The sequence below is a fragment of the Helicobacter pylori genome (genome assembly GCF_014496965.1).
Lineage (GTDB): Bacteria > Campylobacterota > Campylobacteria > Campylobacterales > Helicobacteraceae > Helicobacter > Helicobacter pylori_CZ.
Window position 1 is genome coordinate 123,823 of sequence record NZ_JACTCR010000002.1, and the last position, 22,361, is coordinate 146,183.

A 22,361-nucleotide genomic window follows, 5' to 3' on the forward strand; every position below is an offset into this window, starting at 1 on the left:
TCCTTTAGCTTTTGTGCAGATCTTCTAAAATCGCGCGGTTTTTGGAATTGGAAAAAAGGGCCTCTTTAGAATCCAGCCATTCTTTAGACTCCCGCTCGTCTTTTTTTGGCTCTTGTGTGATTGGCTCTTCTTTTTGAAACAATTCAAGCGAATCGCAACGATTGAATAAAACGGCATTTTCATTTTTTTCTTTGATAAGGATTTGAATGATGCCAGGAATTTCCACTTGAACCACGCTGCCAATGTTATTAGGGCCAAACCCGGCTTCAAACTGCACGCTTTTTGCATCAATTATCAAGCTTTCTAAGGTGTATCCGGCTAAAACAAACAGCACCAACGCGCCGAATTTTTCATGAATTTCTTTAGGGAGTTTGGGGGAAAAATCAATCGCATCTCTTTCGCACAAAAGGTTAAAACTCAAATGGTTTTTGGACAGAAATTGCAAGTATTCAATGCAATGCTTGTTGTTTAAAAGCCTTAATTCTCTTTGCATGCGAGCAACCTTTCAAATTCTTCTAACAAATGACGCACCTCTTGCATGCCAATTTCCCAAAATTCTTTGCTATCAATGTCAAAGCCAAACATGGACACTAATTCTTTAGGGCTTTTTGACCCTCCTAAACTCAAAAATTCCGTGTAAGTTTTAACAAACTCTTTAGCGTCGCTTTTTTTATAAAGCCCATAAAGCGCTAAAGTTAAAAGCTGCCCGTAACTATAAGCGTAGCAATAAAAAGGCGAATGGATAAAATGGGGGATATAGCTCCACCACAAATGGTAGTTTTTAGTGAGTTTCACGCTCTTTTCAAACATTCTTTGATTTTCTTCAAACCAGATTTGATCAAAATCTTTGGTGTCTAATTCTTCATCCATTTCGTGGATTCTTCTTTCAAAATTAGTCATCACCACTTGCCTAAAAAGGGTAGAAAAAATATCCTCTAGTTTGCCTGCCAGCATGAAAAGGAGTTCATCAGATTTCAAACCCTTTTTCAAATGCTCAAAAAACAGCATTTCAGAAAAGACAGAAGCGGTTTCTGCGGTGGTTAAGGGCGTATCCATGTTCAATACGCCTTGTTTTTTGGACAATTCTTGGTGGATCATATGCCCAAATTCATGAGCGATAGTGAAAGCGTCTCGGCGGTTTCCTGTGTAGTTTAACAACACATAAGGGTGAGCGCTAGGCACTGCGCCATGGCTAAAAGCCCCGCCTTGCTTAAAATCTTTAGGGTGTGAATCCACCCAGCCCTCTTTGATCGCTTTAGAAGCGATTTTGTGAAATTCAGGGCTAAAGGCTTTAAGGGTTTTAAGCACTTCTTCTAAAGCTTGAGAGTACGTCATGGTGATGCTCTCATCGTTTAAAGGAGCGTAGCGATCGTAATCTTTGAGTTTATGCCCTAAAATTTGCGCTTTTTGATGGTAGTAACGATGCACTAAAGAAAAATTAGCGTTCACAATCTCTATCATGCTATCCACGCTCTCTTGCGAGATCTGATTGTCAATGTGGCGGAAACTTTCTTTTTTGTCGTATTTTCTTAGCCTAGTTTCAATGAGCAAATCTTTTCGCACCATGTTTAAAATGTAAGTGAGCAAAGGGCGAGATTTTTCTAACGCTTTACTGAAAGCTTTTTGAGATTTTTTACGGATCTTGCGTTTGGGGTTGTGCAAGAGGGCTAAAATTTCTTCTTCGCTCAAATGTTGCTCTTCAAAAGGGATTTTCAAAGAAGAAAAATGCTCATCAAAAAGACGGCTAAACGCACCCACTCCCACAGGTGAAAGGGCTAGAGCGATTTTTTCTTCGTCTAAATTTAGGGTGTGTTTTTTCCTTTCTATGAGATTGTTCAAATAAAAAGCATGGTCTTTGCATTTTTTAATGGAAGCGAGTTGTTTTTTGGCGTCTAAATTCTTAAATTCAATTTCAAAGAATAAAAGGTGCTGTTGGATATTTGTGCAAGCCATTTCGCATTGCGAATAAAACTTCGCTTCTTTGGTGTTTTTAGCAAAAAGTAATTGAGCGTAAGTCATCGCTTTAGAGATTTTTTCTGACAAATCTTCGTAATGTTTAAGAGCGTTGGCAAATCCTGTAGCGTCTAAGTTCTTAAGGTTGTTTTGATAAGCACTCTCAAATTCTTGTGCTTCTGTTTGTAAGGTTTTTAAAAATTCTTCTGCACTTTCTTTATTTTCAAATAAAGCGCTTAAATCCCATTCTTGCTCTTTCATAAAAGCCCCCTTTATTTAATAGTTTGAGTTCAATACGCTTGTATTTTAACATAACACTGACAATACAAGCAAACTTATCATTTGGTTTTTACGCAATTATTTTTTAGCCGGCTCATTTTCTTGGCTCTTTTGGTGCAAAATAAATTGAGCGATAGATTCTAGGTATTTTAAAATAAAAGGGGTTGCCAACATAGAAAAGACCACCATCAAAATAAGGAGCTGGTGGATGTCATGTTGAGCGATACTTAAGATATTTTTTTGGTGCAAAAAACCAAGAATCCCTTTTTTTTCTTGCAAATTAAAGAGCTGGTGCGAGCCTGAATTTAAGAAAATAACAAAAGAAAATTCCCCGATTTGCGCCAAAGAAAGAGCGGTTTTTATGGCAGTTTTAGCATCTCTAAAAAAACGCAAAAGTGCATAAATGATAGCCGTCTTAAAACCCATCACTAAAATGAGTAAAAAGATGACAACAAAGAACTTCTCTATAAAGAAACTCACATTAATTTGCATCCCTATCGTAATGAAAAAAAGGGCTAAGAAGAGGTTTTTTAATTGCGCAAATTCTTCTTGGACATTGATTTTATAGCGCGATTTAGAAACGGCCATGCCCACAATGAACGCTCCTAAAGACATAGAAAACCCAAAAAAATGGCTCAACCCCGCCGCGCTGCAAACAATCACTAAAATCGTGCCTATAAAAATTTCAGGCAAGCGCGTGTCTTTTGCTTGCTCTAAGATGAGATTAGCCCCTTTTTTTCCAGGCAATAATAAAAGAACTAAAATAATCCCTGCTGAAATAAAGGTTTTAAGAATGAGTAAATTGACATTAGAATCTTTACTGCCTAGAATCGTCAAAATTAAAAGCATGGGAATGGCTGCAATATCTTGGAAAATCAAAATCCCCACCGCGCTCTTTCCCATGGGCGTGCTAAGCTGTTTGGAATCTTCAAAGAATTTCAGCACAATAGCGGTTGAAGAGAGCGAAAGCCCCATGCCTAAAACAAGGGAAAAAATGGGTGAAAGACCCAAAACAAAATACCCCACTAAAAAAGCGATTAAAGCGCATAAAATAACCTGTAAAAGCCCAAAAACCAGCACTTCTTGTTTGATGGATTTGAGCTTGTCAAAATTAAACTCAATGCCTATCATAAACATTAAAAAGACGATACCAAATTCACCAATATCAGACAACAAATTAAAATCATTAATTTTAAAAAAAGCCGCTAAGACCGTTCCTGTGCAAATGTAACCAATGATAACAGGCATGTCTAATTTCTTTAAAAAGATTCCAAAGCCCACAGCAAGCCATAAGCCAGCAATAACAATATAAAGTGTGTTATTTTCCATAAAAACCTTTCCCCAGTAGAATCGATTTGTTTTAAAGAAATAAAAGCGAAACTATCTTATTAAATTGAGCCATTAAATAACACTAGAATAAAATAGTATCTATCAAATATATATAAGTATTTTATTATTTAAATCTTACTAAACCCATATTCAAACGCAAACACCAAACGCTCTATTTAGTAAAATAAAAATTAAAACGCTAGGATTATACTGCACTAAAGGAAACTTTCTATTTATGAAAAAGATTTTTGAACCCCAACCTTTCAAGAATCGGCTAGGGCTTAATTTGATGAAGAAGAGCGAATGGAAGAACAAATTAGAAAGTGAAGACATAATCCACATACCAAGAATAGTAGCGGATAAGCCCTACATCTTTGCTACCCTGATTAACCATAGGGAATTTCACGCCCGCTTCAAACGCACTACGATCCCCAATGCGCATTCTTCCGCCTAAATTCCATAAGAACTGGAATCTCGTTTGATTGACATCATAAGGGAACATCCAAGTGTTTCCGGCTAACTGAACGCCACCAATAAGACCTAGAGCGAATTTATCCAAAGGAATGAGATTGACAATCAAATCGCCACCGCCACCATAGGTGAGCAAATTGGTTTTTGTGTGTTCGGTCCCTGAAGTGTTAAACCAATCTAAAAAGCCATACACCCTAGCCCCAAACCATTTATTGGTAAAGCCTACAAAACCTAATTTGAAATTCAAACCATAAAGATCATTGCCATGGCGCCAATCAGAGTAATTGCTGTTATAAGGGCCATAACGACCTTGCTGATAACCCGCACCCATAAAAAAGCCATTCACTTCGCCAGCAAGCGCTAAACTCGTGCTCAAGCTTAAAATACAAGCAATTCTTTTGATCATAATAAATCCTTCTTGTTGAATTAAAGTTACACCCTAAAATCGGTTATTTTTCTAAAAGATTTAATTTTTTATCAAAGATTGATGGTTTTAGAGTGAAAATATTGATTAAATCCATAAATCCATAGATAAGTAAATATGGATAAGCGGGATAGACCCACAAAACCATCTCAAACTTTTAAAATACAAATTTTTAAGATACAAATTAGGTATAATCACCAACTCCAATCATTTAATAAAAGGGAGTTCTATGAAAAATACTTTCAAAGCGTTTGCCTTTTTAATCGTATTTTTTTCAAGCGCTCTGTTGGCACAGGATTTAAAAATCGCTGCTGCTGCTAATCTTACGCGCGCTTTAAAAGCCCTTGTTAAAGAATTTCAAAAAGAACACCCAAAAGACGCTATTAGAATTAGTTTTAATTCTTCAGGCAAACTCTACGCTCAAATCATTCAAAACGCCCCTTTTGATTTATTCATTTCAGCAGATATGACCAGACCTAAAAAGCTTTATGATGAAAAAATAACCCCTTTTAAAGAAGAAGTCTATGCTAAAGGCATGTTGGTTTTATGGAGTGAAAATCTAAAAATGGATTCTTTAGAAATTCTTAAAGACCCTAAAATTAAACATATCGCTATGGCTAATCCTAAACTAGCCCCTTATGGAAAAGCCAGTATGGAAGTCTTGGATCGTTTAAAACTCGCTTCCAGTCTTAAATCTAAAATCATTTATGGCGCTTCTATTTCTCAAGCCCATCAATTCGTCGCCACCAAAAACGCTCAAATAGGCTTTGGAGCGTTATCCTTGATGGATAAAAAAGACAAAAACCTCTCTTATTTCATCATTGATAAAGCCCTTTATAACCCTATTGAACAAGCCTTAATCATCACTAAAAATGGGGCTAATAACCCTTTAGCCAAAGTTTTTAAAGATTTTTTATTCAGCCCTAGAGCTAGAGCTATCTTTAAAGAATACGGCTATATCGTGGATTGAAACGCATTAAAAAAGGCGGATAATGGATCATGAGTTTTTGATTACCATGCGTTTGAGCTTTTCTTTAGCTTTGATTACCACCCTCATTTTACTCCCTATAGGGATTTTTTTAGGCTATTTTTTAAGTCTTAAACGCAATCTTTTAACGAGTTTAACAGAAACGCTTGTGTATATGCCTTTAGTTTTACCCCCAAGCGTGCTAGGGTTTTATCTTCTTTTAATCTTTTCGCCCTCTTCTTTTTTGGGAGCGTTTTTACAAGATGTGTTAAACGTGAAACTCGTTTTTAGTTTCCAAGGGCTTATTTTAGGGAGCGTGATTTTTTCCTTGCCCTTTATGGTAAGCCCTATTAAAAGCGCGTTAATTTCCTTGCCCGCTTCTTTAAAAGAAGCCAGTTATAGCTTGGGTAAAGGGGAATATTACACCCTTTTTTTCGTCCTACTCCCTAACATCAAACCCAGTGTGTTGATGGCTATCATTACAACTTTTACGCACACGATAGGAGAATTTGGCGTGGTGATGATGCTTGGGGGTGATATATTAGGGGAAACAAGAGTGGCTAGCATTGCGATTTTTAACGAAACTGAAGCGCTCAATTATTCTAAAGCCCACCAATACGCCTTAACGCTCACGCTTATCAGTTTTAGCCTCTTATTTGTTACCCTATTTTTGAATAAAAAACAAAGCTCGTTTTTATGATAAAAGCGCAGTTTAAAAAACGCCTTTTAGGATCTAGGGGCGCGTTTGATTTGAATATAGACTTAGAAATTAAAGAAGCAGAAGTTGTCGCTTTATTAGGAGAATCGGGAGCGGGTAAAAGCACGATTTTACGCATTTTAGCGGGGCTTGAAGCAGTGAGTAGCGGCTATATTGAAGTCAATCATTCAGTATGGCTAGACACTCAAAAAAAGATTTTTTTAAAACCACAACAACGAAAAATCGGCTTTGTGTTTCAAGATTACGCTCTATTCCCTCATTTAAACGTGTATCAAAACATCGCCTTTGCTCACCCTAAAGATAAAAATAAAATCCACGAAGTGTTACGCTTAATGCGTTTAGAAAATCTAAGCCAGCAAAAAATTCTTCAACTCTCTGGTGGGCAAGCCCAACGAGTCGCTTTAGCAAGAGCTTTAATCGCAGCCAAAAATCTATTGCTTTTAGATGAGCCTTTAAACGCCCTAGATAACGCCTTAAAAAACGAAGTGCAACAAGGTTTGCTTGATTTTATCAAGCGTGAAAATTTAAGCGTGTTATTGGTGAGTCATGATCCAAACGAAATAACCAAACTCGCGCGAACTTTCCTCTTTTTAAACAATGGCATTATCAATCCTAATCAAGAAAATCGGCTTTTTTCAAACCGCTTATTGGTAAAACCTCTCTTTGAAGATGAAAATTATTGCCATTATGAGGTCATTCCTCAAACGATCAGTTTGCCCAAAGATTGTCCGAACCCAACTTTTAAGCTTGATTTCAATCAAAGCAAAAAATTTTAGAAATATTTTTTCATTTTTTTCTTAAACCCCTCTTATTTTCAAAAATGCAAACTTTATGCACCCATTTTCGTATTAGAAATAACGCTGAAGTTTTAGGGAATTGCTCTTATCATAACCGCTAAAATCAAGCCCTTTTATTATCAGCGTTCCATGAAAACAGAGTCAATTTTTTAGCTTTTCAAAAATGCCTCTATCCTTTTGACGCTCTCTGTTTTGCCTAAAATAAAAAGCGCTTCTTTAAGGCCTATCCCGCCTCCCTTACCCAAAAGGGCCAATCTTAAAGGCTGCATGAAACTACCCGCTTTAATCTTTTCGTCTTCAATGATTTGGTGCATGGCGTTTTCTAGCGCGCTTTCATCGTTGAAATTGGTTGTATTTAATTCCAGCTTAAACTTTTCTAACAAGGGCATGACGAGCGCTTGATTGAGTTTTTTAAAAATCTTTTCTTCATACTCCACAGGGGCGATTAAAACCTCATCTATTTTAAGGGCTAATTCTTTTAGGGTTTGAGATCTTTCTTTGAGGACGTCCAACAAGCGATCCAATTGAGCGGGGTTTAAATGAGAAAGATCGCTAAAACTAAAAGGCTTTAAAAGTTTTAATAATTCCTGCGCGCTTTGGTTTTTCAAATAATGAGCGTTGAGCCAATTAAGCTTGTGCCAGCTAAAGCAACTGGGCGAAGAATTTAAATCTTTAGGGTCAAAACATTCCAATAATTCTTGCATGCTAAAAACCTCTTTATCTTGATAGCTCCACCCCAAACGCGCTAAAAAATTCACTAAAGCTTCCTTAAGATAACCCATTTCTTGATAGTCCATCACATTAGTGGCCCCATGGCGTTTGCTTAGTTTTTGCCCTTCTTCATTCAAAATCATCGGCACATGGAAAAAATTAGGGATTTTAAAATTCAAAGCCTTATAGAGAACGATTTGTTTAGGGGTGTTAGAAAGGTGATCATCGCCTCTAATCACATCAGTAATCCCCATTAAAGCGTCATCAATAGTAACCACAAAATTATAAGTGGGCGTCCCATCGCTCCTGGCGATAATAAAATCGTCTAATTCGTTAGTGTTCACTTTCACTTCGCCTTTAACCCCATCATTAAAAACAATGATTTCATTTTGAGGGACTTTGATCCTTACCACAGGCTCTATGCCTTTAGGGGGCGTGCCTTTAAAATCACGATAACGATTGTCATAGCGTGGGGTTTCTTTCCTAGCTTTTTGTTCTTCTCTCAAAGCGTCCAATTCATCTTTACTCATGTAGCAATAATAGGCTTTGTCTTCGTCTAAGAGTTTTTGAATGTATTCTTTATAAATCTCAAAGCGTTTGGATTGATAGAGGATTTCTCCATCGTGTTCTAGCCCCACCCATTTGAAAGCTTCTACAATGGCGTTAGCCGCTTCTATGGAGTTACGGCTCAAATCCGTGTCTTCAATGCGTAAAAAAAATTTTCCTTGATTGGCTCGTGCAAAAAGATAATTAAAAATGGCTGTCCTTAAGCCTCCTATGTGGAGGTAGCCAGTGGGCGATGGAGCGAAGCGCGTAACGATCAAACTCATTATTCTAACCTTAAAAATAAAATGCTCTTATTGTATTCAAAAATGGCTTAAAAATTGTTTCACTTTTTTCTATTAAAATTAGTGTATCATTGAGATTATTTTTGATTAGGATCACCCATGCAATTTCAAAAAACCTTATTTCCTTTATCTTTACCCTCATCTTTATTTTTATCTTTATCTTTATTCTTATCTTTTTGTATCGCTGAAGAAAATGGGGCGTATGCGAGCGTGGGGTTTGAATATTCCATCAGTCATGCAATCCAACACAATAACCCTTTTTTGAATCAAGAACGCATCCAAATCATTTCTAACGCTCAAAATAAGATTGATAAACTCAATCAAGTTAAAAATGAAATCACAAGCATGCCTAAAACCTTTGCATATATCAACAACGCTTTGAAAAACCATTCTGAATTAACCCCTACTGAAATGCAAGCTGAGAAATACTACCTCCAATCCAGCTTTGAAAATATTGAAAAAATCGTGATGCTTAGCGGTGGCGTTGCATCTAACCCACAACTGGTCCAAGCGTTAGAAAAAATACAAGAACCCACCACTAACCCTTTAGAATTTGAAGAAAACTTAAAAAATTTAGAAGTGCAATTTATTCAATCTCAAAACCGCATGCTTTCTTCTTTATCTTCTCAAATCGCTCAAATTTCAAATTCCCTAAACGCGCTTGATCCTAACTCTTATTCTAAAAACATTTCAAGCATGTATGGGGTAGCTTTGAATGTGGGTTATAAGCATTTCTTTACCAAGAAAAAAAATCAAGGGTTTCGCTATTACTTGTTCTATGACTATGGTTATACTAATTTTGGTTTTGTGGGTAATGGCTTTGATGGTTTGGGCAAAATGAATAACCACCTTTATGGGCTTGGAATAGACTATCTGTATAATTTCATTGATAATGCACAAAAACATTCTAGCGTGGGTTTTTATGCGGGCTTTGCTTTAGCGGGGAGTTCGTGGGTAGGGAGTGGTTTGAGCATGTGGGTGAGTGAAACGGATTTTATCAACAATTATTTGATTAATTATCAAGCTAAAATGCACACGAGTTTTTTCCAGATCCCTTTGAATTTTGGGGTTCGTGTGAATATGGACAGGCATAACGGCTTTGAAATGGGCTTAAAAATCCCCTTAGCGGTCAATTCCTTTTATGAAACGCATGGCAAGGGGTTAAACGCTTCCCTCTTTTTCAAACGCCTTGTCATGTTTAACGTGAGTTATGTTTATAGTTTTTAGGGGGGAAAATGCCTTCAAACGCTCTTTCTGTTGGAGAAATCGCTCATTTAATCAGTGTTTCTCATAGCAGCGTGCATAATTGGATCAAAACCAATCTTTTAGAGAAACTAGAAATTGATCATAAAATTTATGTGAAAACGAGTTCTTTTTTAGATTTTTGCCGCAACCATTTAGGGAAAAACAAGCTTAACAAATACGCTAACAAATCCTTAAAAAGCGCGCATAACCATCAAGAATTGATTTTAAAATACCTAGAAATGTTAGAAAATAGCTCTGATTTAGAAAAGTTGGGTTCTCATTATGAAGAAGAGCTTTCTAATACCACCAGAAATTTAGAAGGCATTTACTACACTCCTAATAGGATAGTAGAACAACTTTTCACTCTCCCTAAAGATTTTGATACCTCCCAAGCGATTTTTTGCGATCCGGCTGTGGGGAGTGGGAATTTTATCATGCATGCTTTAAAACTGGGGTTTAAGGTTGAAAATATCTATGGCTATGATACAGACGCTTTTGCTGTCACTTTGACTAAAAAGCGTATTAAAGAGCGTTATCATTTAGATTGCCCTAATATCATGCAAAAAGATTTTTTAAGTTTAAAACACACCCCGCAATTTGATTGCATTTTCACTAACCCGCCATGGGGTAAGAAATACAACCAAAACCAAAAAGAAAATTTCAAACAGCAATTCAATCTCTCTCAAAGCCTAGACAGTGCATCGCTCTTTTTTGTAGCGAGTTTGAATTGCTTAAAAGAAAACGCTCATTTGGGGCTATTATTACCCGAAAGTTGTTTGAATATTGATGCGTTTAACAAAATGCGAGAAATGGCTTTAAAGTTTCAAATGAGAAGCCTGATTGATTTTGACAAACCCTTTAAAAATCTAATGACTAAGGCTGTGGGTTTGGTGCTTAAAAAAACCCCTAATAAGGATCAAAAAATCTCATGTTTTTATCAAAATAAACCATTCAAACGATCGCCTTCTTCTTTTTTCAACAACCCTAAAAAGATTTTTAATATCCATTGCTCTAGCAAAGAAAATAAAATTTTAGACCACCTTTTTTCCATTCCCCATATGACTTTAAAAAATAACGCTCATTTTGCTTTAGGGATTGTTACAGGTAACAATAAAGAAAAATTACACCCCAAACAAGAAAAAAATACCATTCCTATTTTTAGGGGTTCAGATATTTTAAAAGACGGATTAAAAGCCCCTAGCCAATTCATTAACGCTGATTTAAAAGACTGCCAGCAAGTCGCTCCCTTAAGCCTTTATCAGGCTAGAGAAAAAATCGTGTATAAATTCATTTCTTCAAAACTGGTCTTTTTTTATGACAATAAGCAACGCCTTTTTTTAAATAGCGCGAACATGTTTGTTTTAAAAGAAAATTTTCCTATCGACGCTCATGCGTTAAAAGAATTGTTAAACAGCGATTTAATGCAATTCATTTTTGAATCGCTTTTTAAAACGCATAAAATTTTAAGAAAAGATTTGGAATGTTTGCCCCTATTTGCGCAATTTATTAACAATAGTTTTGATGAAAAATTTTATTTAAAAAATTTAGGGATAGAAAAAAAAGACCCTAAACACTTCACAATCAGGAAAAACCATGCGCATCGCTTGTCTTTTGGCTTTAGGGGATAACCTTATCACGCTTAGCCTTTTAAAAGAAATCGCTCTCAAGCAGCAACAGCCCCTTAAAATCCTAGGCACTCATTTGACTTTAAAAATCGCCAAGCTTTTAGAATGCGAAAAACATTTTGAAATCATTCCTGTTTTTGAGAATGTCCCCGCTTTTTATGACCTTAAAAAACAAGGCGTTTTTTTGGCGATGAAGGATTTTTTGCGTTTATTAAAAGCGCTTAAGAAGCACAAAATCAAACATTTGATTTTAGAAAAACAAGACTTTAGAAGCGCTCTTTTAGCCCCATTTGTTTCCATAACCACTCCAAATAAAGAAATTAAAAACGTTTATCAAAACCGCCAGGAGTTGTTCTCTCAAATTTATGGGCATGTTTTTGATAACCCTTTATATCCCATGAGTTTAAAAAACCCCAAAAAGATTTTAATCAACCCTTTCACAAGAGAAAATGATAGGAATATTTCTTTGGAGCATTTAAAAATCGTTTTAAAACTCTTAAAGCCCTTTTGTGTTACGCTTTTAGATTTTGAAGAACGATACGCTTTTTTAAAAGATGAAGTTACTCATTATCGTGCTAAAACCAGTTTAGAAGAAGTTAAAAACCTGATTTTAGAAAGCGATTTGTATATAGGGGGGGATTCGTTTTTAATCCATTTGGCTTACTATTTAAAGAAAAATTATTTTATCTTTTTTTATAGGGATAATGACGATTTCATGCCACCTAATGGTGGGAATGAGAATTTTCTAAAAGCCCATAAAAGCCATTTCATAGAACAGGATTTAGCCAAAAAATTCCGCCATTTGGGGCTATTATAATATTGTGTTATACTTCTAATTTCAATTTTGCTTGTTAGGACATTCATGAAAAATATTAGAAATATCGCTGTAATCGCGCATGTTGATCATGGGAAAACCACTCTAGTAGATGGCTTACTTTCTCAATCTGGCACATTTAGTGAGAGGGAAAAAGTGGATGAAAGGGTGATGGATAGCAATGATTTGGAAAGAGAAAGAGGCATCACTATCCTGTCTAAAAACACCGCTATTTATTACAAAGACACTAAAATCAATATCATTGACACTCCTGGGCATGCTGATTTTGGGGGCGAAGTGGAGCGCGTTTTGAAAATGGTGGATGGGGTGCTTCTCCTAGTGGATGCACAAGAAGGGGTCATGCCTCAAACTAAATTCGTGGTTAAAAAGGCTTTGAGTTTTGGGATTTGCCCTATTGTGGTGGTGAATAAAATTGATAAGCCTGCCGCTGAACCAGATAGAGTGGTGGATGAAGTTTTTGACTTGTTCGTAGCGATGGGGGCTAGCGATAAGCAATTGGATTTCCCTGTGGTGTATGCCGCTGCTAGGGATGGCTATGCGATGAAAAGTTTAGACGATGAAAAGAAAAATTTAGAGCCTTTGTTTGAAACGATTTTAGAGCATGTGCCAAGCCCTAGCGGGAGCGTTGATGAGCCTTTGCAAATGCAAATTTTTACGCTTGATTATGACAATTATATGGGCAAAATCGGTATCGCTAGAGTGTTTAATGGCTCGGTTAAAAAGAATGAAAGCGTGCTGTTGATGAAAAGCGATGGGAGTAAAGAAAATGGCCGTATCACTAAGCTTATAGGCTTTTTAGGGTTGGCTAGGACTGAGATTGAAAACGCTTATGCGGGCGATATTGTAGCGATTGCCGGCTTTAACGCAATGGATGTGGGCGATAGCGTCGTTGATCCTGCTAACCCCATGCCTTTAGATCCCATGCATTTAGAAGAGCCTACGATGAGCGTGTATTTCGCTGTCAATGATTCGCCCTTAGCCGGGTTAGAAGGAAAGCATGTTACTGCTAATAAATTGAAAGACAGGCTCTTAAAAGAAATGCAAACCAATATCGCTATGAAATGCGAAGAAATGGGCGAAGGCAAGTTTAAAGTGAGCGGGCGTGGGGAATTGCAAATCACCATTTTAGCTGAAAATTTACGCCGTGAAGGGTTTGAGTTTAGCATTTCACGCCCTGAAGTCATTATTAAAGAAGAAAATGGCGTTAAATGCGAGCCTTTTGAACATTTAGTGATTGACACGCCCCAAGATTTTAGCGGGGCTATCATTGAGAGATTAGGCAAAAGAAAAGCCGAGATGAAGGCGATGAATCCCATGAGCGATGGCTATACAAGATTAGAATTTGAAATTCCTGCAAGAGGGCTTATCGGTTATAGGAGCGAGTTTTTAACCGACACTAAAGGCGAAGGCGTGATGAATCATAGCTTTTTGGAATTCCGCCCTTTTAGCGGGAGCGTGGAATCGCGCAAAAATGGGGCGCTCATTAGCATGGAAAATGGCGAAGCGACCGCTTTTTCCCTTTTCAATATCCAAGAAAGAGGCGTGCTTTTTATCAACCCCCAAACGAAGGTTTATGTGGGCATGGTCATTGGCGAACACAGCCGGGATAATGATTTAGATGTCAACCCTATCAAATCCAAGCATTTAACCAACATGAGAGCGAGTGGGAGCGATGATGCGATCAAACTCACCCCGCCTAGGACTATGGTGTTAGAAAGGGCGTTAGAATGGATTGAAGAAGATGAGATTTTAGAAGTTACCCCCTTGAATTTAAGGATCAGGAAAAAGATTTTAGACCCCAACATGAGGAAAAGGGCGAAGAAATAAATAAAACTTTTTGGAATGCATGCGAATTTATTCAACCAAAACGCTAGCAAAAAAGACATTTTTTTGCACAATTTGCGTTCTAATAATGGGCGTTACAAACGCTACATAAAAGCCCCTTTAAGATATGGTGGGGGCAAGTCTTTAGCCGTAGGGTTAATAGTGGAGTGTATACCTAATGGTGTGCGTAGGATTATTAGCCCTTTTATAGGTGGGGGGAGCGTAGAAATTGCATGCACAACAGAGCTAGGTTTAGAAGTGTTGGGCTTTGATATTTTTGACATTTTAGTGAATTTTTATCAAGCGCTGCTCAAAGACAAACAAGCTCTTTATAACAGCTTGCTTTCTTTAGAACCTACGCAAGAAACTTACAACATTATCAAACAAGAGTTAAAAGCCCATTACAAAAAAGAATGCGTTTTAGACCCTTTAGTTTTGGCTAGAGATTATTACTTTAACTTTAATTTAAGCTATGGGCCGGGATTTTTGGGGTGGATGAATAAAATTTATACCGATAAACAACGCTATCTAAACACCCTTTTAAAAATTAAAGATTTTAACGCCCCTAGTTTAAAGGTGGAATGCTCTAGTTTTGAAGAAGTGTTGCTCGCTTATCCTAATGATTTTTTCTATCTTGACCCCCCTTATGTGTTAGAAAATTCTAAAATGTTTAAGGGGATTTATCCTATGCGTAATTTCCCTATCCACCACAATGGTTTTAAACATGAAGTATTGGCTCACATGCTAAAAAGGCATAAAGGGCCATTTATTTTAAGCTATAATGACTGCGAATTGGTAAGGAATGCCTATAAGGATTTTAAAATCTTAGAACCATCTTGGCAATACACTATGGGACAAGGCGAAACCAGAATGGGTAAAAACCGCTTAGAAAGAGGCGATAATAACCATGTCAAACAATCTCATGAGCTATTGATCATCAAGGAGTAAAAATGCATATTAGCGAGGTCAAAACTGCCTTTAAAATCGCTGATGTAGAATACGTGAAAGACAGCACAAAGTTGAATTTCAACTATCTTAAGGATTTAAAAGATGAAAACAATCAATCTCTATCTCAAAATATTTTGACTCAAAATGTGGCTAGAGTGTATTTAATTGTAGTGGATGGTGAGATTAAAAAAATCGGTGGCTCTCAAGCGGATGGTGGGATTAAAAGCACGCTCAATATTTATAAAGATGGGGGAGTCAAAGGGAGGCCTAGTATTAGAAGTTTTGGTGTGTGGTATTTTCTTTACCATACGATACTCACAGGGGCTAAAATAGAATTTTACATGATTTATCAGCCTAATTTTGAAACTCAAGTGAAAGGCTTGTTTGGTTTTTGTGCAATCAAAGACGCAAGCATCAGCTATAAACTTTTAGAGCAAGCTTGCCTGACGGATTATAGAAACAATAATAATGACGCATTGCCCGAATGGAATGCGCGAGAGCAAGGTAAAGATTGGCCAAATGATATTAAAGATGAGCATGCCAATACCACTCAAAAAGCTCAAAACAGAGAAAAAGCTGTTCATAGAAAAGCGATTGACAAACCTAGCAGAACTTTAAAAGATTGAATTGGTTTTAACCCAACCTCAAAAAAAGGCTTTAAGTTTTACTCCATTTAAAAAGTGTGGGTTTAGATGAAAGGAAAAAATAAAACTTGTATAAAGTAGCAGATATTTTTTGTGGTGCTGGAGGATTGAGCTATGGCTTTTCTGTGCATTCTCATTTTGAATTAATATGGGCTAACGATATAGACAAAGATGCCATTTTAAGCTATCAAGCCAATCATAAAGAGGCACAAACCATTTTATGCGATATTGCACAACTTCATTGCCACAACTTGCCATGCGTTTCAATTGACATTCTATTAGGCGGACCACCATGCCAGAGCTACTCCACGCTTGGCAAAAGAAAAATGGATGAAAAAGCGAATCTGTTTAAAGAATATTTGCGGATCTTAGATTTAGTGAAACCAAAAATATTTGTTTTTGAAAATGTGGTGGGTTTAATGTCTATGCAAAAAGGGCAATTGTTCCAACGAATTTGTAACGCTTTTAAAGAGAGAGGTTATATTTTAGAGCATGCCATTTTAAACGCCCTAGATTATGGTGTGCCTCAAATGAGAGAGCGAGTGATTTTAGTAGGCACACATAAAAGTTTTAAACAAAAATTCCACTTCCCTAAACCCATAAAAACGCATTTTTCTCTAAAAGACGCTTTAGGGGATTTACCACCCATTCAAAGCGGTGAAAATGGCGATGCTTTAGGTTATCTTAAAAATGCGGATAACGTTTTTTTGGAATTTGTGCGAAATTCTAAAGAATTAAGCGAGCATAGCAGTCCTAAAAACAATGAAAAACTGATAAAAATCATGCAAACGCTAAAAGACGGACAGAGTAAAGATGATTTGCCCAAAAATTTACGCCCCAAAAGTGGTTATACTAATACCTATGCCAAAATGTGGTGGGAAAAACCAGCCCCCACTATTACAAGAAATTTTTCTACTCCAAGCAGTTCTAGGTGTATCCATCCAAGAGACTCTAGAGCGTTAAGTATTAGAGAGGGGGCAAGATTGCAAAGTTTTCCTGATAATTATAAATTCTGTGGGAGCGCTAGCGCTAAAAGATTGCAAATTGGCAATGCCGTGCCGCCTTTATTGAGTGCAGCACTCGCTCATGCTGTCTTTGATTTTTTAAGGGGTAAAAATGTTTGATAATAACGATTTTAAAGGTTATAGAAATTTATTGGGTTTTAATTCTCAAAACGCGTTTAAGGAATTTTTAGGCGCTAAAGACATACAACCTTGCGTTGATTTCAATTATTTAAACGCGCTCAAAAAAAGGCTTATTGAAATTTTTAGCGCTATCAATAGTGTTTATTGTTTTAAATATAATGAGTATGAATTGGAATGCTTTTTTAAAAACTCCATAGAGCGAGTGTTTTCAAAGATAGTGGATACTCATATTATTTATAAGCTGAATAATCAAGGCAGAAGGCCTGAAGAAGTTTGTTTTTCTTGGATGCGTGGGTTTTTAGTAGCGGAGTTTTTTAAGGGTTTTATCGCTTGTCTTTTTGGTGCACAAAAAGAAACCATCAAATTTTTTGGTGGTGATAATTTTGAGAGCATAGAAAGCTTTAAAAGAAGTCCTAAAGCCGATTTTTTGCTAGACAATCATTTATTACTAGAAGTTCAAAGCGGGTTTCAAGGGATCAATGACATTAAAGAACATAAAGTTTTAGAAGCTAAAAGGCGTTTGATAACGGATAAAATTCCTACCATTGTGGTGCATTTTGATCTGTTTAACGGGCAAGTAGCGTGCGTAGAAATTTCTAAAATCAAAGACAATGATTTGAATTGGATAACCCGCCAACAAAACAAATGGAAGGGCAGAGCGTTTTTAATATTTCGCAAAACTTTTTTGATTACAAAATTACAGAAATACCTAAATAAGCCGCTTTCATAAAAACTAATAGCATAATACGGCCTAAATAAAATACAAGATAATAGCATTAAAATGTGGTAGGCGGATTGAATGTTTGTTATTTTTGCCCAACATTCAGCGTGAGTGTGTGTCTCAAATAAGGGAGCGAGTGTTTTAGTGGGCGCGCTCAAGCTTTAAACAAAAATCCCACTCCCATAAACCCATAAAAACGCATTTTTTCAATCAACTTATATTTTGATTTGCCTTAGCCTTTTTATTGCCTCCTATTAAAAGTGATCCCATAAACTTCATTCCTGATTTGGAATAAGGGATCAGTAGGGGCTTCTACGCCTTTAGGGAGATCGGCTGGGAAATACACATCTTTATTGCAACCCATTCCTTCGTATTTTTCAACTTTCAATGTCCCTATTAGTAATTCCTTGTGTTTGCCTTTCCAAAGCGCGGTTGTGTCGTTGGTGGCATCATTTTTATTCGCAAACACCAGATACATTTGGTATTCTATGGGTTTATTTTTAAGGTGTTGTTGGAATGAAGAAAGCAGATAATTTGAATCTTTTTGCTTTAATTCTTGGGGGTTAAGATACTTGATGCCGTCTTTAGGCACAAATTTCCATCTCGCAGGCAATAATTTTTCTTTCTTATCTTTAAACTTGAACGCATGCACGCTATAATAAGGCGTGTTAGCCACGCTTGAGCTAATCCCTATCGTTTTGGTGTAAGCGGCAAAATTCCTATAAGAGGGGACTTCTTCATAAAGCTTTTTGATTCTTGCTTCATCCACCTTGCCATTTTTAGGGATTCTCATTTCAAAAAATTGGGCGAATTCGTTAGGGTTTTTGGCAAAATTGATTTCTGTATTGAGCATCACCATTGTCCAGCTGGCGTTTTGATTTTCTAATTTTAACGCCATTCCCCTAACTTTGCTTTTATCATCCATCGCCACGCCTCCTAAAGAATACCTTACAGACGCAGGGATTTCTTTTTCATTGAGTAATGGCACATCTAAATCCTTTTTTGCTTGCGCATTAGGGAGGAACACGCCTTTAGCGCAAAACCCCTTAGTGTGGTTGATTTTCATTTTAGGCTCTTTGGCGTTGAGTTTGTAGAAAATATCCGCAATCTCTTCAGCGCTCACTTCATGGGCTTTTAAAAAGCCCAAGCTAAAAACCAAACACAAGCTCAAACCAATTTTTTTCATTCTTGATCCTTATTATTATTTTTTATATAAAACAATGCTTTTTATTGTATCAGTAAATTCCCTATTGAGCCTTAAAAAAGCCTTTTTTAAATATCTTATTAGGATATTAAAAGATTATCCTATCTATTTGCATGCGATGAGCGAGCTTTTAAGGATAAACTTGTGTTTTAAATTTTGTGATTTTTAAGAAAAATTAGCTTGATTTTCAACTAATTCTACATTCTTTTATGCTACAATTACTTTTACAGAGTAATTTATCTATTCTCAGGTAAAGTAAGGAAGAGGAATGAAATTAAAGAAACGAAAAGTTGCGGCTACTGCGACTACATTGCTAAAGCGTTTTACCTTGCCACTATTGTTCACTACGGGTTCATTAGGGGCGGTTACTTATGAAGTGCATGGGGATTTTATCAACTTCGCCAAAGTGGGTTTTAACCGTTCGCCTATTAACCCTGTTAAAGGTATCTATCCTACAGAGACTTTTGTTAACCTTACGGGTAAGCTAGAGGGGTCTGTGCATTTAGGTAGGGGATGGACCGTGAATGTAGGCGGTGTTTTGGGCGGACAAGTTTATGATAACACTAGGTATGATAGGTGGGCAAAGGATTTTACCCCCCCAAGCTATTGGGATAAAACTTCTTGTGGCACGGATTCTTTGAGTCTTTGTATGAATGCGACTAAAATGTGGCAACAGCAAGGGCCAGGTGGTATTATTGACCCTAGAGGTATTGGCTATATGTATATGGGTGAGTGGAACGGCTTGTTCCCTAATTACTATCCGGCTAACGCTTATTTGCCCGGGCATTCAAGGCGCTATGAAGTTTATAAAGCGAATCTCACCTATGATAGCGATAGAGTCCATATGGTAATGGGGCGCTTTGACGTTACTGAGCAGGAGCAAATGGATTGGATTTACCAATTGTTCCAAGGTTTTTATGGGACTTTCAAGCTCACGAATAAGATGAAGTTCTTGCTCTTTAGCTCTTGGGGTCGTGGTATCGCTGATGGTCAATGGTTGTTCCCCATTTATCGTGAAAAGCCTTGGGGTATTCATAAAGCCGGTATTATTTATCGCCCTACAAAGAATCTAATGATTCACCCTTATGTGTATCTCATCCCAATGGTAGGTACATTGCCCGGTGCTAAAATAGAATACGATACCAATCCTGAGTTTAGCGGTAGAGGTATAAGGAATAAAACGACTTTCTATGTGTTGTATGACTATCGTTGGAATAACGCTGAATACGGCCGTTACGCACCCGCTCGTTATAACACTTGGGATCCGTTCTTGGATAATGGTAAGTGGCGTGGCTTGCAAGGTCCTGGTGGTGCGACGCTCTATTTGCACCACCATATAGACATTAACAACTACTTTGTGGTTGGTGGTGCTTATCTCAACATCGGTAACCCTAACATGAACTTGGGTACTTGGGGTAACCCTGTGGCTCTTGATGGTATCGAACAATGGGTCGGTGGCATCTACAGCTTAGGGTTTGCAGGGATTGACAACATTACCGATGCTGACGCGTTCACTGAGTATGTTAAAGGTGGAGGTAAGCATGGTAAGTTCAGTTGGAGCGTTTATCAGCGCTTCACCACCGCTCCAAGGGCATTGGAATATGGTATCGGTATGTATTTAGACTATCAGTTCAGCAAACATGTTAAAGCGGGTCTCAAACTCGTGTGGTTAGAGTTCCAAATCCGTGCGGGTTACAACCCTGGAACCGGTTTCCTTGGGCCAAACGGTCAGCCGCTCAACTTGAATAATGGTTTGTTTGAATCTTCGGCGTTTGCGCAAGGCCCTCAAAACATGGGTGGTATCGCAAAAAGCATTACTCAAGACAGAAGCCATTTGATGACACACATCAGTTATAGTTTCTAAGGGAGTTCCCCTATTCTCTTAGATATGCCTTTTTTTGCATTTTTATTTTAATATCTTTGGGAGTTAGGGCTTTGGAAATTAAGAAATATTTTTTTTACGCTCTATTTTTTTTGCTTTTTTCTGGTCTTTTTTTATCCAAACTTCAAGCTTATAAATTCAACATGAGTATTGTTGGAAAGGTGAGCAGCTATACCAAGTTTGGCTTTAACAACCAAAGATACCAACCTTCTAAAGACATTTATCCTACAGGTAGCTACACTTCTTTACTCGGCGAATTGAATTTGAGCATGGGCTTATACAAGGGTTTGAGAGCAGAAGTGGGGGCTATGATGGCAGCGCTTCCCTATGACTCTACCGCCTATCAAGGCAACAATATCCCTAATGGCCAGCCCGGCTCTAGGACCGATCCTTTTGGGGCGGGTATCTTTTGGCAATACATTGGTTGGTATGCGGGGCATAGTGGTTTGCAAGTGCAAAAACCTCGTTTAGCCATGGTGCATAACGCTTTTTTGAGCTACAACTACAAAAAAGACAAATTCAGTTTTGGCGTGAAAGGGGGGCGCTATGATGCTGAAGAGTATGATTGGTTCACTTCTTACACTCAAGGGGTTGAAGGCTTTGTCAAATATAAAGACACCAGGTTAAGGGTGATGTATTCAGACGCTAGGGCTTCAGCGTCAAGCGACTGGTTTTGGTATTTTGGGCGCTACTATACAAGCGGTAAGGCTTTAATGATTGCGGATTTGAAATATGAAAAAGACAACCTAAAAATCAACCCTTATTTTTATGCGATCTTTCAAAGAATGTATGCGCCAGGCATTAATATCACTTATGACACCAACCCTAATTTCAACAATAAAGGCTTTCGTTTTGTAGGCACTTTCGTGGGGTTTTTCCCCATTTTTGCCACTCCAGCCAATCAGAATGATATTATCCTCTTCCAACAAGTGCCGTTAGGAAAAAGCGGGCAAACTTATTTCTTCCGCACTCGTTTTTACTATAATAAGTGGCAATTTGGGGGCAGTGTCTATAAAAATATCGGTAACGCTAATGGCGATATAGGTATTTATGGCGACCCTTTGGGGTATAACATTTGGACAAATAGTATTTATGACGCAGAAATTAACAATATCGTTGGTGCTGATGTTATTAACGGGTTTTTGTATGTAGGCTCACAATATAGAGGGTTTAGTTGGAAAATTTTAGGCCGTTGGACGGATAGCCCAAGGGCTGATGAAAGGAGTCTCGCGCTCTTTTTGAGTTATTTTTCTAATAAATATAATATTAGAATGGATTTAAAACTAGAATATTATGGCAATATCACCAAAAAAGGCTATTGTATTGGGTATTGTGGCATGTATGTTCCAGTCGATCCTAATGGGCCTGGCACGCAACCTTTAACACACAATGTGTATTCTGACAGGAGTCATATAATGTTTAACATTACTTATGGTTTTAGGATTTACTAGCCTTTTATCCTTATATTTTTGATTGGCCTTTTTAAAATATTGAAAGGCTTCGCTCCAATCAAATATTAATACTCAAAAAGTTTTATTTAACTTTATTATTAAATATTTAATACACTAGAACACCACAGCACACCCTACGCAGTTTTTCAACAAACTCAACGAGTTTAAAGAAGACGTTTTCACTACGCCCAAGGCTAAAGAATACATTGACATAGCGAGCGGTTTTCATAAGCTTTTTAAAAACGACGCTAAGATCGCCGAAAGCTTAAAACCAGCCACCACCAAGAACTTAAGCCAAGGTTTAGCCACCACTCTAAGCGGAGCGTTAAAATACCAATGG

Annotated in this window: 19 protein-coding genes and 2 pseudogenes; 13 read left to right on the plus strand and 8 right to left on the minus strand. The window is 37.3% G+C overall.

All coding sequences use genetic code 11. The annotated features are described in order from the left end of the window. Positions 1–4: 4 nt before the first annotated feature. From H7O61_RS01620 to H7O61_RS08030, 6 genes and pseudogenes are all read right to left on the minus strand, one after another. Positions 5–493, minus strand: a complete 489-nt coding sequence (locus H7O61_RS01620) for a hypothetical protein (protein ID WP_187874938.1) — start codon at positions 491–493, stop codon at positions 5–7. Next, positions 478–2,214 carry a M3 family oligoendopeptidase gene (locus H7O61_RS01625; RefSeq protein WP_187874939.1) on the minus strand — a complete coding sequence of 579 codons (1,737 nt, stop codon included), beginning with the start codon at positions 2,212–2,214 and terminating at the stop codon, positions 478–480. The genes H7O61_RS01620 and H7O61_RS01625 overlap by 16 nt, the downstream gene beginning before the upstream one ends. Positions 2,215–2,310: 96 nt before the next feature. Then, positions 2,311–3,561 (minus strand): cation:proton antiporter, encoded by a 1,251-nt coding sequence (locus H7O61_RS01630; RefSeq protein ID WP_187874940.1) that lies wholly within the window; start codon positions 3,559–3,561, stop codon positions 2,311–2,313. A gap of 150 nt (positions 3,562–3,711) precedes the next feature. Beyond that, entirely contained in the window at positions 3,712–3,894 is a 183-nt protein-coding gene (locus H7O61_RS07815) for a hypothetical protein (RefSeq protein ID WP_231623811.1), read from the minus strand. Further along, entirely contained in the window at positions 3,878–4,438 is a 561-nt protein-coding gene (locus H7O61_RS01635) for an outer membrane beta-barrel protein (RefSeq protein WP_187874941.1), read from the minus strand. Before H7O61_RS01635 ends, H7O61_RS07815 begins: the two co-directional genes overlap by 17 nt. A gap of 43 nt (positions 4,439–4,481) precedes the next feature. Continuing rightward, positions 4,482–4,657 (minus strand): annotated as a pseudogene (locus H7O61_RS08030) (orotate phosphoribosyltransferase). Positions 4,658–4,685: 28 nt separating this feature from the next. On the opposite strand from H7O61_RS08030, the gene modA reads away from it, so the two are divergent. From modA to H7O61_RS01650, 3 genes are read left to right on the plus strand one after another with little or no spacing between them, the layout of a single operon-like run. Beyond that, the gene (modA, locus tag H7O61_RS01640; RefSeq protein ID WP_187874942.1) at positions 4,686–5,426 is read left to right on the plus strand and encodes a molybdate ABC transporter substrate-binding protein; all 741 of its coding nucleotides are present in this window, start codon (positions 4,686–4,688) and stop codon (positions 5,424–5,426) included. 22 nt (positions 5,427–5,448) lie between these two features. Continuing rightward, positions 5,449–6,123 (plus strand): molybdate ABC transporter permease subunit, encoded by a 675-nt coding sequence (gene modB / locus H7O61_RS01645; protein ID WP_187874943.1) that lies wholly within the window; start codon positions 5,449–5,451, stop codon positions 6,121–6,123. After that, the gene (locus tag H7O61_RS01650) at positions 6,120–6,917 is read left to right on the plus strand and encodes an ATP-binding cassette domain-containing protein (RefSeq protein WP_187874944.1); all 798 of its coding nucleotides are present in this window, start codon (positions 6,120–6,122) and stop codon (positions 6,915–6,917) included. Before modB ends, H7O61_RS01650 begins: the two co-directional genes overlap by 4 nt. 170 nt (positions 6,918–7,087) lie before the next feature. On the opposite strand, the gene gltX is transcribed toward H7O61_RS01650, so the two are convergent. Further along, positions 7,088–8,479, minus strand: coding sequence for a glutamate--tRNA ligase (gltX, locus tag H7O61_RS01655; RefSeq protein WP_187874945.1), 1,392 nt, complete (start codon positions 8,477–8,479; stop codon positions 7,088–7,090). A 117-nt stretch (positions 8,480–8,596) separates the two neighbouring features. Between gltX and hopJ the strand changes: the two genes are divergently transcribed. The 8 genes and pseudogenes from hopJ to H7O61_RS01695 all read left to right on the plus strand — a co-directional run bounded on the left by hopJ (position 8,597) and on the right by H7O61_RS01695 (position 17,493). Continuing rightward, positions 8,597–9,724 (plus strand): Hop family outer membrane protein HopJ/HopK, encoded by a 1,128-nt coding sequence (hopJ, locus tag H7O61_RS01660; RefSeq protein ID WP_231623810.1) that lies wholly within the window; start codon positions 8,597–8,599, stop codon positions 9,722–9,724. Between the two features lie 8 nt (positions 9,725–9,732). Then, a complete protein-coding gene (locus H7O61_RS01665; RefSeq protein ID WP_187874946.1) occupies positions 9,733–11,370 on the plus strand; it encodes a class I SAM-dependent methyltransferase in 1,638 nt (545 codons plus the stop codon). Then, positions 11,336–12,184, plus strand: a complete 849-nt coding sequence (locus H7O61_RS01670) for a glycosyltransferase family 9 protein (protein ID WP_187874947.1) — start codon at positions 11,336–11,338, stop codon at positions 12,182–12,184. The genes H7O61_RS01665 and H7O61_RS01670 overlap by 35 nt, the downstream gene beginning before the upstream one ends. 45 nt (positions 12,185–12,229) lie before the next feature. Then, complete coding sequence (gene typA, locus H7O61_RS01675) at positions 12,230–14,029, plus strand: translational GTPase TypA (RefSeq protein WP_187874948.1); 1,800 nt, start codon at positions 12,230–12,232, stop codon at positions 14,027–14,029. 15 nt (positions 14,030–14,044) lie between these two features. Beyond that, the gene (locus tag H7O61_RS01680) at positions 14,045–14,974 is read left to right on the plus strand and encodes a DNA adenine methylase (RefSeq protein ID WP_079295522.1); all 930 of its coding nucleotides are present in this window, start codon (positions 14,045–14,047) and stop codon (positions 14,972–14,974) included. A 2-nt stretch (positions 14,975–14,976) separates the two neighbouring features. Continuing rightward, positions 14,977–15,600 (plus strand): GIY-YIG nuclease family protein, encoded by a 624-nt coding sequence (locus H7O61_RS01685; protein ID WP_187874949.1) that lies wholly within the window; start codon positions 14,977–14,979, stop codon positions 15,598–15,600. 86 nt (positions 15,601–15,686) lie between these two features. Beyond that, positions 15,687–16,742: a DNA cytosine methyltransferase gene (locus tag H7O61_RS01690; protein ID WP_187874950.1), complete on the plus strand. Its 1,056-nt coding sequence runs from the start codon at positions 15,687–15,689 to the stop codon at positions 16,740–16,742. Then, positions 16,735–17,493 (plus strand): annotated as a pseudogene (locus tag H7O61_RS01695) (restriction endonuclease). The gene H7O61_RS01690 and the pseudogene H7O61_RS01695 overlap by 8 nt, the downstream one beginning before the upstream one ends. Positions 17,494–17,725: 232 nt before the next feature. On the opposite strand, the gene H7O61_RS01700 reads toward H7O61_RS01695, so the two are convergent. After that, positions 17,726–18,670, minus strand: coding sequence for a catalase family peroxidase (locus H7O61_RS01700; RefSeq protein WP_187874951.1), 945 nt, complete (start codon positions 18,668–18,670; stop codon positions 17,726–17,728). Positions 18,671–18,956: 286 nt separating this feature from the next. Between H7O61_RS01700 and hofC the strand changes: the two genes are divergently transcribed. After that, a complete protein-coding gene (gene hofC / locus H7O61_RS01705) occupies positions 18,957–20,552 on the plus strand; it encodes an outer membrane beta-barrel protein HofC (RefSeq protein ID WP_187874952.1) in 1,596 nt (531 codons plus the stop codon). 71 nt (positions 20,553–20,623) lie between these two features. Beyond that, entirely contained in the window at positions 20,624–22,021 is a 1,398-nt protein-coding gene (gene hofD, locus H7O61_RS01710; RefSeq protein WP_165568051.1) for an outer membrane beta-barrel protein HofD, read from the plus strand. Positions 22,022–22,361: the final 340 nt, after the last annotated feature.